This window comes from Parasphingorhabdus flavimaris (assembly GCF_013371215.1).
GTDB classification, from domain to species: Bacteria; Pseudomonadota; Alphaproteobacteria; order Sphingomonadales; family Sphingomonadaceae; genus Parasphingorhabdus; species Parasphingorhabdus flavimaris.
This window is the reverse complement of the sequence record NZ_JABWMH010000003.1, coordinates 566462-581167: the sequence shown is the minus strand read 5'-3', so window position 1 is coordinate 581167 and position 14706 is coordinate 566462. Positions and strand designations below refer to the sequence as shown.

General features: G+C 59.9%; 16 protein-coding genes. 7 read left to right on the top strand and 9 right to left on the bottom strand.

From position 1 onward, the window contains the following. The first annotated feature begins 53 nt into the window (after positions 1 to 53). Positions 54 to 461, top strand: a complete 408-nt coding sequence (locus HUO14_RS11700) for a DUF3035 domain-containing protein (protein WP_176279998.1) — start codon at positions 54 to 56, stop codon at positions 459 to 461. 62 nt (positions 462 to 523) lie between these two features. Here HUO14_RS11700 and HUO14_RS11695 read toward each other — a convergent pair whose 3' ends face one another. Continuing rightward, positions 524 to 814: a DUF167 domain-containing protein gene (locus tag HUO14_RS11695; protein WP_176279997.1), complete on the bottom strand. Its 291-nt coding sequence runs from the start codon at positions 812 to 814 to the stop codon at positions 524 to 526. Positions 815 to 851: 37 nt separating this feature from the next. Next, positions 852 to 1199, bottom strand: a complete 348-nt coding sequence (locus tag HUO14_RS11690; protein ID WP_176279996.1) for a DUF6481 family protein — start codon at positions 1197 to 1199, stop codon at positions 852 to 854. Positions 1200 to 1329: 130 nt separating this feature from the next. On the opposite strand from HUO14_RS11690, the gene HUO14_RS11685 reads away from it, so the two are divergent. Both HUO14_RS11685 and HUO14_RS11680 read left to right on the top strand, forming a co-directional pair. Then, positions 1330 to 2148 carry an NRDE family protein gene (locus HUO14_RS11685; RefSeq protein WP_343046097.1) on the top strand — a complete coding sequence of 273 codons (819 nt, stop codon included), beginning with the start codon at positions 1330 to 1332 and terminating at the stop codon, positions 2146 to 2148. A gap of 230 nt (positions 2149 to 2378) precedes the next feature. Beyond that, positions 2379 to 2687: a hypothetical protein gene (locus HUO14_RS11680; RefSeq protein ID WP_176279995.1), complete on the top strand. Its 309-nt coding sequence runs from the start codon at positions 2379 to 2381 to the stop codon at positions 2685 to 2687. Positions 2688 to 2775: 88 nt separating this feature from the next. On the opposite strand, the gene purH is transcribed toward HUO14_RS11680, so the two are convergent. The 4 genes from purH to HUO14_RS11660 all read right to left on the bottom strand — a co-directional run bounded on the left by purH (position 2776) and on the right by HUO14_RS11660 (position 8212). Further along, positions 2776 to 4368, bottom strand: coding sequence for a bifunctional phosphoribosylaminoimidazolecarboxamide formyltransferase/IMP cyclohydrolase (purH, locus tag HUO14_RS11675; RefSeq protein WP_176279994.1), 1593 nt, complete (start codon positions 4366 to 4368; stop codon positions 2776 to 2778). A gap of 2 nt (positions 4369 to 4370) precedes the next feature. Beyond that, on the bottom strand, positions 4371 to 6158 hold the full coding sequence (locus HUO14_RS11670; protein WP_176279993.1) for a heparinase II/III family protein: 1788 nt from the start codon (positions 6156 to 6158) through the stop codon (positions 4371 to 4373). Beyond that, a complete protein-coding gene (gene rpe / locus HUO14_RS11665; RefSeq protein WP_176279992.1) occupies positions 6155 to 6814 on the bottom strand; it encodes a ribulose-phosphate 3-epimerase in 660 nt (219 codons plus the stop codon). Before rpe ends, HUO14_RS11670 begins: the two co-directional genes overlap by 4 nt. A 120-nt stretch (positions 6815 to 6934) precedes the next feature. Beyond that, positions 6935 to 8212 carry an RsmB/NOP family class I SAM-dependent RNA methyltransferase gene (locus HUO14_RS11660; protein WP_246255526.1) on the bottom strand — a complete coding sequence of 426 codons (1278 nt, stop codon included), beginning with the start codon at positions 8210 to 8212 and terminating at the stop codon, positions 6935 to 6937. A gap of 405 nt (positions 8213 to 8617) precedes the next feature. Here HUO14_RS11660 and HUO14_RS11655 point away from each other — a divergent pair, with 405 nt between their 5' ends. Further along, positions 8618 to 8944, top strand: coding sequence for a hypothetical protein (locus HUO14_RS11655; RefSeq protein ID WP_176279991.1), 327 nt, complete (start codon positions 8618 to 8620; stop codon positions 8942 to 8944). Positions 8945 to 9190: 246 nt separating this feature from the next. Here the strand turns inward: HUO14_RS11655 and HUO14_RS11650 are convergent, their stop codons facing one another. After that, positions 9191 to 10105, bottom strand: coding sequence for a LysR family transcriptional regulator (locus HUO14_RS11650; RefSeq protein WP_176279990.1), 915 nt, complete (start codon positions 10103 to 10105; stop codon positions 9191 to 9193). Positions 10106 to 10226: 121 nt separating this feature from the next. Between HUO14_RS11650 and HUO14_RS11645 the strand changes: the two genes are divergently transcribed. Continuing rightward, positions 10227 to 11015, top strand: coding sequence for an SDR family NAD(P)-dependent oxidoreductase (locus tag HUO14_RS11645; protein WP_176279989.1), 789 nt, complete (start codon positions 10227 to 10229; stop codon positions 11013 to 11015). A gap of 36 nt (positions 11016 to 11051) precedes the next feature. Here the strand turns inward: HUO14_RS11645 and HUO14_RS11640 are convergent, their stop codons facing one another. Further along, positions 11052 to 11951 (bottom strand): M48 family metalloprotease, encoded by a 900-nt coding sequence (locus HUO14_RS11640; protein WP_176279988.1) that lies wholly within the window; start codon positions 11949 to 11951, stop codon positions 11052 to 11054. Between the two features lie 85 nt (positions 11952 to 12036). On the opposite strand from HUO14_RS11640, the gene HUO14_RS11635 reads away from it, so the two are divergent. After that, a complete protein-coding gene (locus HUO14_RS11635) occupies positions 12037 to 12219 on the top strand; it encodes a DUF1674 domain-containing protein (protein WP_176279987.1) in 183 nt (60 codons plus the stop codon). Positions 12220 to 12235: 16 nt separating this feature from the next. On the opposite strand, the gene HUO14_RS11630 is transcribed toward HUO14_RS11635, so the two are convergent. Further along, entirely contained in the window at positions 12236 to 13420 is a 1185-nt protein-coding gene (locus tag HUO14_RS11630) for a hypothetical protein (RefSeq protein WP_176279986.1), read from the bottom strand. Positions 13421 to 13660: 240 nt separating this feature from the next. Between HUO14_RS11630 and HUO14_RS11625 the strand changes: the two genes are divergently transcribed. Then, positions 13661 to 14497, top strand: a complete 837-nt coding sequence (locus HUO14_RS11625; protein WP_343046096.1) for a nucleotidyltransferase family protein — start codon at positions 13661 to 13663, stop codon at positions 14495 to 14497. Positions 14498 to 14706 lie beyond the last annotated feature (209 nt).

Sequence of the window (14706 nt, the reverse complement as noted above, 5' to 3'; positions counted from 1 at the left end):
TGTGACAGGAGCGCGCTATCAGGCTCCGTAAGAGATTTTTGAGGGACAATAACATGCGTAAATCGACCGTCGCCATCAGCCTTGTTTCGCTGGCCAGCCTGACGGCTTGTGGTTCCAGCGGCCTGTTCGACCGCGAACGGCCCGATGAATTCGCGGTTTCGCGCCAGCCTCCGCTGGTCATCCCGCCCGATTTCACGCTGACCCCGCCTCAGCCCGGTCAGCCTCGTCCGCAGACCGGTGGTTTGCAGCAGCAGACTCTGGAAGCCCTGTTCGGCGGACCGCAAGCACGCAGCGTCACCGAATCGGCGATTGTCGGCCAGGCTGGCAGCTCCGAAGCAGGCATTCGCTCCTCGGTGGGTGATCCGGAAACATTCACCGTCGACAAGGGCAGCGTAACGCGCGACATCATCGCCGCACCGGAAGGTGACGGACAAAATGCACAGGCCGCGACACCGGAATAATCGTTCCGGTCGCGCCTGATTGGCCTGACCAAGAATTTAGCGGTAAAGCGGAAATCCAGACATCATTGCGGAATGGCAATGGTCTTGGTGCGGCTATTGCTGCCGCGGACAATCACCAGGGATGTCCTGGGCAGCCCGAGCGCCTTGGCCAGCAGCTTCAGAACCGCCGCATTGGCCTTGCCATTCTCCGGCGTCGCCGTGACGCGGACCGACAGGACACACGCGGCGTCATCGTCTTTCGGCATGCTGATGCTGTTGTCACCCGCATTGGGCGTCACCCTGACGGTCAGCTCGCCGTTCCTGGCGAGCGAGAGAATATCTCCGGCAGCCACAAACAGTTTCTTCTTTGCCATTTAACCCTGCGGACAGACGCGGCGCGAAGGCCGGACTTTATTTCCGGCGCTTTTTCCGGTTGGCATAGCGCAGGTCGCGGGCGGCCTTTTTCTCGGCTTCGGTGAGCGGCGGGGGTGGAGCCGCTGCTTCTTCTGCGGCAGCCTTTTCAACAGCAGCCTGCTCTTTCGCAGCCTTGCGTTCCGCCTTTACCAGTTCGAATGCCGCGCGCTTCTCTTCGCGCGCTTTCGCCTTTTTCTCTTCGCGGGCAATGCGTGCAGCCTTGCGTTCGGCAAGCACTTCATCGCTGACGGTCGGCTGCGCCTTCAACTGCTTGAGTGCGGCCTGCTTGGCTTTGGCGGCCATTTGCGTGCGTTCTTGAAAGGTCGGTTCTGAAAATGGCGGCATACGAGTTTATATTTCCCTGATTGAACGATGTAATCAATACACCGGTTGGTGCCCGAAAGGCGTTGCAAGTCGTACAGACATTAGAGCAGCCGGGCAATGTTTAAGCAACTATGCCGGATTATTGCGCCTTGTGGCCGAGATTTTGGTCGCAAGTTCGATATATCCGGCTATCATCGCGACCGTGTGTATCGTTGCATTTGCCTGGAAAGCCCATCCCGAATGGCAGCTGGTTGCCATCGGCAATCGCGATGAATTGCACGCGCGACCGGCAGACGCTGCACATCGCTGGGAAGGCGCGGAGCATTTGCTTGCGGGCAGGGATATATTGGCCGGCGGAACCTGGCTGGGCATATCCGAACAGGGCCGCTTTGCGGTCGTCACCAATTTATACGGCCATGGCCCGCCGGTGGCGGAGCGCGCATCGCGGGGCGATCTGCTGAAAGATTTTCTCTTAGGAGACGGGCAATATGCCGATATCGGCGCTGCCGATTATTCGGATTTCAATCCGTTCAACCTGATAACCGTCGCAGAAGGCGAGGCGCGGGTGCACAGCAACCGGCCCGACAGCGAGACAGAGCTGCTCGGTCACGGGGTGCACGGCCTGTCCAACGGCATGGTCCGGCAACCCTGGGCAAAGTCGCCCCGGCTCAACGGAGCTCTCGAACAGTGGATGGCAAAAGGATCGAGCGATCCGGAAGAGCTGTTCGACCATCTGCTAGACCAGACCACCCACGAACCCGCTGGCCTTTCCGGTCAATCCTCGCCCACCGGCCTGCAGCCCGAGCATTCGGCCATTTTTATCCGCAACCCGACCTACGGGACCCGGTGCAGCACGGTGGTGACGGTTGATCGCCGCGGCAAAGGGATGTTCACCGAACGCCGGTTCGCGGCTTCGGGATTGGCGACAGGCGAAACCCGCCTGCCCTTCGCCTGGCCGACGCCGCGATAAACGGCTGCTTTCCGGGCCATGATCGCAGAACAATATCTGCCTGTAAGAAAATAATCCGAGACCGGCCTGATTGCTTAATGTTACCCGATTTTACCGTTATATAAACCATGACTAGTTGCAACGCAGACAATTTCCACGACCAAATTCCCGCCGCGGAACGCGAGGCACGAGCGCGCAAGCTGATCCGGGTGGAGATCGAACGAGAGAATGGACCGGGATTCTCGGCTATTGTGACCAATTTATCTGAACAGGGCATGGGTGGCCGTACCGAGGGTTTTCTCCGGCCGTTTGAGCTGATCACGGTCATAAAAAAAGGATATGGACGGATTGTCGGTGAAGTCCGCTGGACCGAAGGACAGAATTTCGGGGTGCTGTTTTCGGAGCCTGTAAACGTCGAAATGTTCAATTTTACCGATGACAACAAGCAGCGTCATTTTGTCCAACCAACCAGTAACGGCCATGTCTGGACCGGTTTCAAGACCCAAAGCTCGACCAGACGGCCCGGCGTCACCAACCGGTTTTCCAAGATCGTTGGATGATCGAACCGTCCGTGCGGCGCAGCTAATCCATTGAAGACCCGGTCCATCCCGCATTCGGATATGGACCGGGATTCATGGTCGCGAGGATCTAGTGGCGGAAATGGCGCATTCCGGTGAACAGCATCGCCAGGCCTGCTTCGTCCGCCGCCGCGATCACCTCATCATCGCGGATCGAACCGCCCGGCTGAATGACCGCTGTCGCGCCCGCTTCAACCGCGGCCAACAGACCGTCGGCAAACGGGAAGAAGGCATCGGACGCAACCGCCGAACCGTTTGTGCGAGCCTCGCTCCAACCTGCTTTTTCAGCTGCATCCTTGGCTTTCCACGCAGCAATCCGCGCCGATTCGAGACGATTCATCTGGCCGGCACCGACGCCCGCCGTCGCGCCGCCCTTTGCATAGACAATGGCGTTGGATTTGACATGTTTGGCAACCGTCCAGGCGAACAGGCAATCGTTCATTTCCTGCTCGCTTGGCTGGCGTTTGGTGACGCATTTCAGGTCTGTCTGGGCAATCTGTCCATTGTCGCGGGACTGGAGCAGAAATCCGCCTGCGATGGATTTGAAACCCATGCCGGTGCGGGCCGGATCGGGAAGCTCTCCGGTCAGCAGTAGGCGCAGATTCTTCTTCTTGGCAAAAATGGCCTTGGCCTCGTCATTCGCGGCGGGCGCGCAGACAACTTCGGTAAAGATGCCGGTCATCGCTTCGGCCGCCGGTCCGTCGAGCGGGCGGTTGACCGCGATGATACCGCCGAAGGCCGAGACGCTGTCGCAGGCCAGAGCGGCCTTATATGCGTCGAGAATATTGTCGGCGCTGGCAACGCCGCACGGATTGGCGTGCTTGACGATCACCACGGTCGGCGGGCCGTCGCGAAATTCGCTGACCAGTTCGAGCGCGGCATCGGCGTCGTTGTAATTATTATAGCTTAGCGCCTTGCCCTGCAGCTGTTCTGCCTGAGCGATACCGCTCGCGGACGGGCCGTCAGGCAGATAGAGCGCGGCGCTCTGGTGCGGATTCTCGCCATAGCGTAGCTCGACCGGGCGGCTCATGGTGACCGGCAGCGTATCGGGGAACATCTTGCCCTGATCGGCAAAGCCGAACCACTGGGCGATCATGCTGTCATAGCTGGCGGTCGCGGCGAAGGCCTTGGCAGCCATGTTCTTGCGGAAAGCCAGCGAGGTGCCGCCGTCATTCTGCTGCAGTTCGGTGAGCAGGGTGTCATAGTCGGAAGGATCGGTGACGATGGTGACGAAATCATGGTTCTTCGCCGCGCTACGGACCATAGAAGGGCCGCCGATGTCGATATTCTCGATAATCTCGTCCCGCTCTGCGCCCTTGGCGACGGTCTGGGCGAAGGGGTAGAGATTGACGATCACCAGATCGATCCCGGCGATATCATGTTCTTCCATCGAGGCAACATGGCCGGCGTCGTCGCGCCGGGCGAGCAGACCGCCGTGGACCTTGGGGTGGAGGGTCTTGACCCGGCCATCCATCATTTCGGGGAAATTGGTGACGTCGGAAATATCGGCGACCTCGAGGCCCGCTTCGCGCAACGTCTTGGCGGTGCCGCCGGTCGAGATCAGCGCCACGCCCATCGCCGCCAGCTGCTTGCCGAGATCAGCGAGCCCGCTCTTGTCCGAGACCGACAAAAGCGCGCGTTTGATTTTGATATTTTCCGTCATTACTACCCCATATGTTTGAGCAGCCAGCCGGTGGCACCACCGCCCCTGCCCACTGCACCGCTGATCACCATCTGCCGGACTTCATGGCCAATGCCCATGCCGTCTACCCAGAGGCTTTCTTCCAGTTGAATTTCGCCGCTCGTCGAGCGGAATTGCCACAAATTCCCGTCTTTGAGGCGCAACAAGACGCCTTTGCCTTCGGAGACAAGATCGCTTTCAATATCCGGTCCGAGATGGAAGCGCAACGCATAGGCGATATCGTCCTTGCGTCGCCGGCGTTTCTTGCCGTCGGGAATCAGCATGTCCTCGCCGCGCAATTCGAGACCGTCCGAGCGCGACAGCAGCAGCCGTTTGTGGATCAGACCGAAGCGGCGGGCGTAGCCGTCGTGGCTGGCCTCGAGCCGGGTCGCGTTTTCGACATCGCGGCGGAACAGCTCGACTTCGCTGACCCCGCGGCCGAGCTTGCCATCGGCGAGGATCGAGGTGCTGTTGCTATCGGCGATGCACAAGGTGCTGTGGGCTGCGGTGGTCCGCAGGCCCCGTGCCAGCGCGGCCGGGATCGTCGCGCCGACCAGTCCTGCGCCGCCGCAATTGCTGATGATCCGGCAATCGCCATGGGAAAATTCAAAGGCCAGTGTCGAGGCGCAGCCGGCCACCGCCATGCGCGCGATCGGCGGCGGTGCCGCGTCGAGGATCAGCACCGAACGCCCGGAGGACACCCGCTGATAGCCCCATTCGCGCGCCTGCCGCAGCGGCCGTGCGCGCACGCCGCTGGCCTCGACCACCTGCGCAACCTGTTCCGCCGATGTCGCTCCGCTGCCCTGCCAATTGCCCAGCGATCCGTCAAAATGGGTGAGCGCGGTCAGCGGCGGAACCGCCTTGTTGAGGGCTTCCTGGAGGAATACCGGCGGGTCTTCCTTGCGCGCAATATAGACCTGCTTGAGCATCGACAGCAGGATCACCGCTTCCATCTGGTTGAGCGGCGAGCGCGAGACGGTGCCGCCGTCGGCAAAGAAAAATTCGCCCATCGCCTTTTCCAGACCCGCTTCGCCAACAATCTGGCGCACCCGGCCTTCGGGCAGCAGCAGGGAAGCGGCAACAACGCCGCTCCAGGCGACCAGCCGGCCGAGGCTGCTTTGGGCCTTGTCCGCCGTGCGGTCGAGATGACGGGCGGTGCGGGCGATATTGTTGAGCAGCTTGGAGCGATAGATCAGGTCTTTGGAAGACAGGATCAGCGGCGCATGGCTGGCCCAGATCAACAGGCGCCAGGCGCAATTGTCAGGCCGCCACGCCGGCTGACGAATGACTCCGCCGTTGGCATCGAGCCACTGGTTCATCAGATTTTCCGCCACCGGCACCGCCTGATCGCGCGACGCGGCGGTGTCGAGATCGCGCAGCCACTGGAAACGGTGGACATAATCTTCAAATTGCGGTGGCAGCCTGAGCTCGGCGAAATCGATTTTCTCGTGTTTCTTCTTGAGACCGCGAAACAGGAAATATCCGGCGCGGACCGCCATGCCCTGGACGCGGTCACCGTCAACCGGATCGACCGGAACGGCCAGCAGGCGCAAAGGCAGTTTGCCGGACAGGCGCAGCCGGTGCATCGGCATCCGCCAGGTCATCCGGTAATAGAGCATGGTCGCCTGTTCGGCGAGCGACTGGCCGCGATCGCGGTCGTGGCGGAGAGTCAGGCTGCGGCCTTCTCCGGCGGCAGCATTTTCGTCATGGGTCGCTGGCTCTTCCGGGTGGCCATCGCCCAGATCAAGCCGGTCAGACCCGCCGGTGGTCATTCACCCCTCAGGCCGCTGATATTGGCCGCATATTGATCCGGGCCGCCGCGGAAGGTTGCGGTTCCCGCTACCAGCGTATCGGCACCAGCAGCAATTGCCTTGGGCGCGGTCTTGAGATCGATACCGCCGTCCACCTCCAGCCTTATGTCCTTGCCGGTGTCGTCGATCCGCTTGCGGATCGCCTCGACCTTGCGCAGCTGGCTGTCGATGAAGCTTTGCCCGCCAAAGCCCGGGTTGACGCTCATCACCAGAATGAGGTCGAGATCGTCGATCAGGTAATCGAGTATGTCGAGCGGAGTCGCCGGATTGAGCACCAGCCCGGCCTGCTTGCCCAGCGAATGGATAGTCTGCACCGTACGGTGCGGATGGGCACCGGCTTCCGGATGGAAGGAGATGATATCCGCGCCTGCTTCGGCAAAGGCTTCGAGATATTGGTCGACCGGCGAAATCATCAGATGGACGTCGAACGGCTTCGCGCTGTGCGGACGCAGCGCTTTGATCACGGCGGGACCGATCGTGATATTGGGAACGAAATGGCCGTCCATCACATCGACATGGATCCAGTCGCAACCGGCCTTGTCGATGGCCTGCACCTCTTCGCCCAGACGGGCAAAGTCGGCAGAGAGAATGGATGGGGCAATACGGATGTCGGACATGGCTCTTCCTTAAACTGCGCCCGCCTCTATAATTTTTGTCCGGTGCAGGCAAGGCGCGTTTCGGACCTTTCCACAGTCCCTTGTGGACAGATTGGGGACAGGTTCACAATATGTAGAAAATCAGGCTTTCCGGCGCAGGCGCGCGATGAAGAATCCGTCGACATGACCCTGTTCCGCCAGCGTGGTCGGCAGGGTACGAACGCAACCGGATTCGCCGGGCAGAATATGCGCCGGCAATTCGTCTGCGGTGACCGGATCGATCGTGAAATCCTCATGCCTTTCGAGAAACGCCTCGATCTGCTCTTCGCCTTCTTCCGGCTCGAGCGAACAGACCGCATAGACCAGAGTTCCGCCGGGCTTGACCCAGGGCGCGGTGCGGTCGAGCAAGGCTCGCTGGACGTCGACCCGATCGGCGATCTGGCGCGAACCGATACAATGAAGAACGTCGGGGTGCCGGCGGAAGATGCCGGTGGCGCTGCACGGAGCGTCGAGCAGCACAGCGTCGGCGGGTTCCGCCGGTTCCCACTGCATCAGGTCGGCGATGACTTCATCGGCCTGCAATTTGGTGCGTACCAGATTGTCGTGAAAGCGTTCCATTCTCTTGGCGCTGTTATCGACCGAGATCACTTTCCAGCCGGCGCTGGCCAGTTGCATGGTCTTGCCCCCGGGGGCCGCGCAGAGGTCGAATATCGTCCGCCCCTCGCCTGCGCCGAACAATCGAGCGGGAATCGAGGCGGCCAGATCCTGCACCCAGAAGGCGCCGTCGTCGAAGCCGTCAAGCGCGGTGACTGGAAGAGCTGGAAGCATCCTGAGATGGTTCGGGGCAAGCTTCTCGCCTTCCAGCGAGCCTGTATCATCGGACCGGAAGCTGAGATCGAGCGGCGCAGGCCTGGCCCACGCCTGGCTCGCGGCATTGGCGACATCCTCACCCCAGTTGCCGGTCCAGCGATCGAGCGTCTCGCCGGGAATTTCCGGATATTCCGGCAGTTTCAGCTTGCCCGATTCGACACCGCGCATGACGGTCGAGAACACTCCGTGGACCAGCCGGCGGGGGCCACCGTGGACCAGCGGCAGGGCGGTGGAAATCGCGGCGTGCTGCGGCGTGTCGAGGATCAGCACCTGGGCCAGCGCAATGCGCAGCGCCATCCGCGGCTTGGCATCATCGGCCAGCCGGTTGCGGGTCGCGCTGTCGATCATCGCATCGAGCGCGGTCATCCAGCGCAGGACATTGGCGGCGATATTATGGGCCAGCGACTTGTCCGACGGATTGGAGAGTTTGCCGGTAGCCGCGGCCATCGCCTGATCCAGCGTCTCGCCACGCCGGCAGACGGCGTCGAGCAGGCGAATGGCGGACTGGCGCGTAGCGAGGCCGGGGACTTTATTATTGGGTTCGTTCATTTTTATTCCGCGATAATTTGGCATGAAGAACCCGGATGGTTCGCTCTGTCCCACCGCATAGACCCTCCCGCGTTTCGATCAAGCTTTAGGATGTAGGCGGATCAGGCCAGAAAACCGAAATTTACCCACCGTCACGTTGTGATCTACATCACTCACCCGTTCGCGAGCCACGCTAGGTCAACATCTGGATTGATCCCGGGGACCTTTAACGATGACTATCTCGCCTACCGCTGCTGCCCTGTGCATTGCCGTGATCGTGCCGCAAGAAAGCTGTCCGAATGGAATATTGGTGGATCAATCCGAAATTTCACCGATGCAAGATCAGTGAAAAAAACCACGTCCGCTGCCGGGTTCTGGCCCATTGCCAGCAAAGGCGGCATTCAATAAAAATAACGGGAATCAACTATGAAAAATTCGATTGCGACCTTGACAGTTTTTGCGAGCGCATTCGCGCTCAGTGCATGCGGTACCAGCAATGAAACATCGGAAACTGCCGCAACGGAAGAAACTGCAGAGGCTGTATCTACTGAGGAATGTACCCAGGATGCGATGATGGCCAAAGCAACGAAGCTTGGCGAAAAGATGCAAGGCCTGGCCAGCGATCCTGAAGCTATGCAGAAAATGACCAGCAAGATGCAGGAAGTTCAGGAGAAGATGCAGAAGGGTGCCGCCGACGGAAGCTTTGGAATTGTCGAAGCTTGCGCCGTCTATGATGAAATGCTCGCCGAGTAACCCAAATCAGGCATAACATTTGGCACGGCAGAGATTCTTCTCTGCCGTGCGATTGATGCCTATCCAACGCGAATTCTCGGCTGTTTCCCGAACCTGATATTCCTGCAGCCGGTGCCGCAGGGACGTGTAGCGCGAAGCGATGTCCGGCCTGGCATGGCCGATCCGGATGAGGCAATGCCGCCGCTTCAAAACAGCGCGCCTTCCTTGGCTATTTGAGCGCGATACGCTTTTGAGCTATCGTCCTGGTCAAGGCATGCGGCGAATCAAGCCTCCTGATTGAACCGCATTCTCGACGATAAAATCAATAAAAACACGGATCCGCGACGCCAGTTCGGTCTGTCGATAAAAGACCGCGCTAATTTCTTGCCAATCGGGGATCGTATGTTCGGCAAGGACCGGGATCAGCCGTCCCTGCCGCTGGTCCTCGTGAGTCATGAAGTCGGCCAGGCAGGCAATACCCTGTCCGTGCAAGGCGAGTTGCCTGATCGTTTCACCGCTCGACGCCCTGGTCTTTGGGTCCACTTTCGATGTGGCCCCGTTTGGCGTTTTGAGCGGCCAGATGTTCAGGCTCTCGGGTCGAGTGAAACCGATCAGGTCGTGCCGGCCCAGTTCCTCGACCGTTTGGGGTGCGTTTCTGCGAGACAGATATTCCGGACTGGCCAGCAACCGGAGTTGCGACACGCCCAATGGTCTCGCGTGAAGCGCCGAATCCTTCAGCGTGCCGATGCGCAAGGCGACATCCGTGCGTTGTTCAATCAGATCAATATTGCCTTCGCTGCTGGTCAGCTCAAGCTCGATCCGCGGATATTTTTGGCAGAAAAGCGGGATGTGCGGCACAACGCAATGCAGCATGAATGGCGAGGCCCCATCAACCCGCAGGCGCCCGGACGGTGTCCGGTCACGATCCCTGAGGATATCTTCGGCCGATTTCATCTCGCTCAGCACCAGCCGCGCCTTATCGAGGAAGAAGATTCCTTCCTCGGTCAATTGCTGCCGGCGGGTCGTGCGGGCCAGCAAGGTTACCCCAAGCTTTTCCTCAAGCATTGCGAGGGTGCGGCTTATACTGGACGGATTCTGGCCGAGCATCTGCGCGGCAAGGCCGACCTGACCGCAATCGACGACCGTGACGAAGGTCAGGAGTTCTTGGGAATTTATCTGCATAATTGCATATAGAACAATTATCTAATGCATATAAGCCTCTTTTTCCGCAACAATACATATTTCATACGAGGTGCATCACCAGCGGGCAACCGTCCCGCTAGAAACGGAAAAGAGATATATTATGAATCTGAACCTCAATGACAAAACCGCTCTGGTCACTGCCTCAACCGGAGGAATCGGCCTTGAAATTGCACGCTCGCTTGCCGCTGAAGGGGCGAACGTCATCGTCAATGGCCGCACCCGGGCGAGCGTCGACACGGCGATCCAGTCGATAAAACAGGATGTTGCCGACGCCAAATTGAACGGACTTGTCGCCGACAATGGAACGCCCGACGGCTGTCAGGCAACTATCGAGAAGTTCGCGGAAGTGGATATCCTGGTCAACAATCTCGGCATTTACGAAGCCGTTGGTTTCTTTGACGAGACCGACGAGTCCTGGCAGCGACTGTTTGACGTGAATATCATGAGCGGCGTGAGACTGACCCGCCACTATCTGCGCGCCATGCTCGCCAGAAACGCTGGCAAAGTGCTTTTCATGTCCAGTGAATCCGCGTTGAACCCGGCGCCGGAAATGGCCCATTACAGCGCGACGAAGACCATGCAATTATCGCTATCGAGAAGTCTGGCAGAGCTAACCAAAGGCACGAACGTGACGGTCAATTCGGTGCTTCCCGGATCAACCCGGACAGAGGGCGTTGAAAAATTCGTCCAGGATGTTTTTCCCGATTTGCCATATGATCAGGCCGAGAAGAAGTTCATGCAGGAAAATCGGGCAACGTCTCTGATTGAGCGCCTGATCGATCCCCAGGAAATCGCCTCTTTTGTTACCTATCTCTGCAGCCCGAAGTCATCCGCGATAAATGGCGCGGCCTTGCGCGTGGATGGCGGCATTGTCCGGGCGATATCCTGATCGGCGTTCGGCGCGCAAAATGATGTGCAGGCAGCCTTAGCGCGTCGGATCTAGCGCGCTTGGCTTGCGCAGCCGTCCCGTGGCGCCGATTTCATCGGGACCTCCGGACCAGCCGCCTGAGCCACCGCCCTGCGCCATGGCCTCCAGCGCCGCTATCCGGTCTTCGGTGGCGGGATGGGTGGAGAACATCTGGCGGACGCCGCCCGGCACGATATAAAGTTGCGACGCCGCCGGATTGCGTTCGGCGACAGGGTTGGGTGTCCGGGCAGCAACGCCGGAAATCTTGCCCAAGGCGGCGGCCAGCGACAGCGGCTTGCCGCTGATCTGCGCGGCTGCGGCATCGGCACCGAATTCGCGGGTGCGGCTGATCGCCATTTGCACGATCATCGCCGCGAACGGCGCGATCAGGACCGCCATCAGACCGGCAATGCCGGCGTTGCGGTCGCGGAAGAACAGGCCGAAATTGGCCAGCATCGAGACGGCACCGGCGATCGTCGCGACCATCGTCATGATCAATGTATCGCGGTTTTTCACGTGGCCCAGCTCGTGCGCCATCACACCCTCGATCTCGTCATGGTCGAGCATCTGAAGGAGGCCGGTGGTGGCGGCGACCGCCGAATGTTCGGGATCGCGGCCGGTGGCAAAGGCGTTCGGCTGGGCCTGGTCGACGATATAGACTTTCGGCATCGGCAATTGTGCCCTTTTCGCCAGATTTTCGACCATTTTGTAGAATTCGGGGTGACTTTTGCCATCAATCTCCACCGCATTGTGCATTTTCAGCACGATCTTGTCGGCGTTCCAGTAAGTGAACAGGTTCATGCCCGCCGCGACGACCAGGGCGATGATCGCGCCGCCGCTGCCGCCCAGCGAATAGCCCAATGCCATGAACAATGCGGTCAGCGCCGCCAGCAACATGGTTGTTTTCATAAAGTTCATCGTCTCTGCTCGCTTGATAATCCTCGTTCCAACCTCAATATAGGGTTTGAGGCGGGACGATTCAAATTGGCGGACAGGCAAAAATATGACCCAAAGCGATAGAAAAGCCGGTGAGCGGCCAGCCCATGTAAAGGCGCCCGCGCATCTTTCCCCGAACAAGCCGGTGCCGGAACCCGATCCGCTGGACAAGGCGGAGGAAATTACCGAGAAAAACGGCCCGACCCGCTATGGCGACTGGGAACGCAAGGGCATTGCGGTCGACTTCTAGCGCGTTTCGACTGCAACTATTGCGGAATATCCATGAAATCGGCGATTGCTGCGGCTGCGCGCTGCGCCGGTGGATGCTGATCATCGACATCGAAGGAATAGGCAAAGGCGCGCGCCTGGGCCTCGCTGTACGATTCGGATAGCGGCGAGACTGTGTCCAGCGCCGCCCCGAGACCCGAGACATCGTCCAGAACCGGACCGAAATTCCAATGTTCATAATTGGCGTTGCCCTGCCATTCCGCTCCGTGCGAATTGAGGAAAATCGCCGGGCGCGGTTTCTGGATAAATTCGTAAATCTGGCTGCTGACGTCGCCGAGATAGATGTCGGCGGCGTTTGTATAGGTCATGTCGACGCTGCGGCTGCTGCCGGTGTCGATATGGATATGATCGAACGCGGCAAAGCGCGGATCGACCTGCTGGCGAAAGCGCAGCATGCGGTGCTCTACCGAGGCCAGCAATTTGCGCTGGAACAGCATGACATGGGGCGCGAAGATCAGATTATAGTCGGTCTGGCCTGCGAAATAGTCCAGAATCTGCTCGCCGAAACGGAACCAGGACGAAAGCAGCGGATCGAAATGCGGGTTGTAGAGCACGACCGGCTTGTCATTGTCGAATAGCCTGACCGGCGGGCGGGCGGCAAAGGCGTCGAATTTGGGATAGCCGACGATTCGGTGATCGTCGGGGCGAATCACGCCGGCGTCGAGCATCCGGTCGCGGGTTTTTTTGCCGGGCAGCAGAACAAAGTCGAACTGCCGGATTTCGGGCGAGAAGCCGATCGACCGGTCGCCGGCCCCATGGGGAAAGAAGATCAGCTTTGGTCTGGCCATCTTGCCGCTTTTCTTGAGAAAGGTCGTGGTCGTCTCGGGAACCACCAGCGCGTCGAAATGCCGGAACAATTCGGTGCTTCGCTTCAGACTGCTCAGCCGGTTGAGCGGCACCACCTGCCCCAGAATCTTCTCGGCCAGCCGGCTCCAGCGATTGGGCCGGATCGACCAGAAGGCGGGCGTCGGCAAAGCGGGGTCGAGAAATTGCCGCACCGCATCGGCCTGGCGGTCGCTCGAGGTGATGACCTCGACCCGCGCGCGCGGGGCCTGACGCTGCAGAGCCGAGATTATCGGCGCGGTATGGGCGACCTGGTGCAATTCGTCATGATTGAACAGAAAGCCGATACGCTGCGGATCGGTCGATGAACCGGACGTCATTTCATTTCCATCGGATGTCCGACCTCATCTGCGCTCAAACCACGGGCGGAACCAATCCGCCGCTTTCTGTCCTTGAACAGGTTTGCCGCGAAAGTCCACGGAGAGCTGATCGGGGCGCGGCGCATGACCAGACCGGAAGCGATGACCTCATGGCCGCTTTGCAAATGCGTTCGCTGCAGCTAACAGGCGGTCAGCATAACCGGTTTTCGCAGGACGCGATGGACCAGATCAAGGACGCCCGTGACCCCTGTTAGCCAGCCAGAGACATGCCCCCGTGACGGGCACCCCGACAGGAATGCATTGTGGACGGCGATCATATTGGCGGGCCAGCGTCCGGAGGGCGATCCGATGGCCGCTTATTGCCACGTCACCCACAAGGCGCTGATCCCGATCAACGGGCAGACGATGCTCGAACGGGTCACGCGCGCCCTGATCGGCTCTGCAGATATCGGCAGGATCGTCGTCCTGGCCCAGTCGCCCGAAGAGCTGAAGGCGGGACTGAGTCCCGACCTTGCGATGCAGGAGCGGATCAGCTTCATCGCCTCGGACAACGGCATAGCGACGAGCATTCACAATATCATCGGCACAGACATTGCGCCGTGGCCGGTTCTGGTGACCACCGCCGACAATGCTTTGCTGACCGGCGAAATCCTCGACCATTTCTTTCGGGCGCACGACGGACAGGATGTCGCGGTCGCGGTGGTCGAGCGCAAGACGATGCTGGCCGCCTATCCCGACGCCCGCCGGACCTGGCTGAAATTTCACGGCGGGGCCTATAGCGGCGCCAATCTGTTCGCCCTGCACAATGATGCGGCCAAAGCCGCTGTAGCATTCTGGTCTGCGGTCGAGAAGGATCGCAAGAAGGGATGGAAAATCTTCGCCCATTTCGGCCCCCGGCTATTGTTCCGCGCGCTCAGCCGGACAATCGGCTTCAGCGAGGCGATGGGCACGGCTGGCCAGCGCATGGGCTTGCGGGCCGGACCGATCATATTGCCGATAGCCGAGGCCGCGATCGATGTGGACAAGCTGGATGATCTGGCACTGGTTACCGGGATATTGCAACGGCGCGAGGGTTAGCCCGGGAAAAACTGGCCCATTGGCAGGCTATTTCATCTGTTGCGTAAGGCCCGATCGATGTGTCCGGTGTGGCGGGGAAAAAAGGCATTGGAGACGTAAGGCGGCTCTTCAGCTAGCGCTGCAGAAGTGGACATTGATGTTTGTGTGACCTTGCGTCCGCTTTATGCTCCGGTTACGGGCGCTCGTTTTTGCACGAGATCCGATCAAAA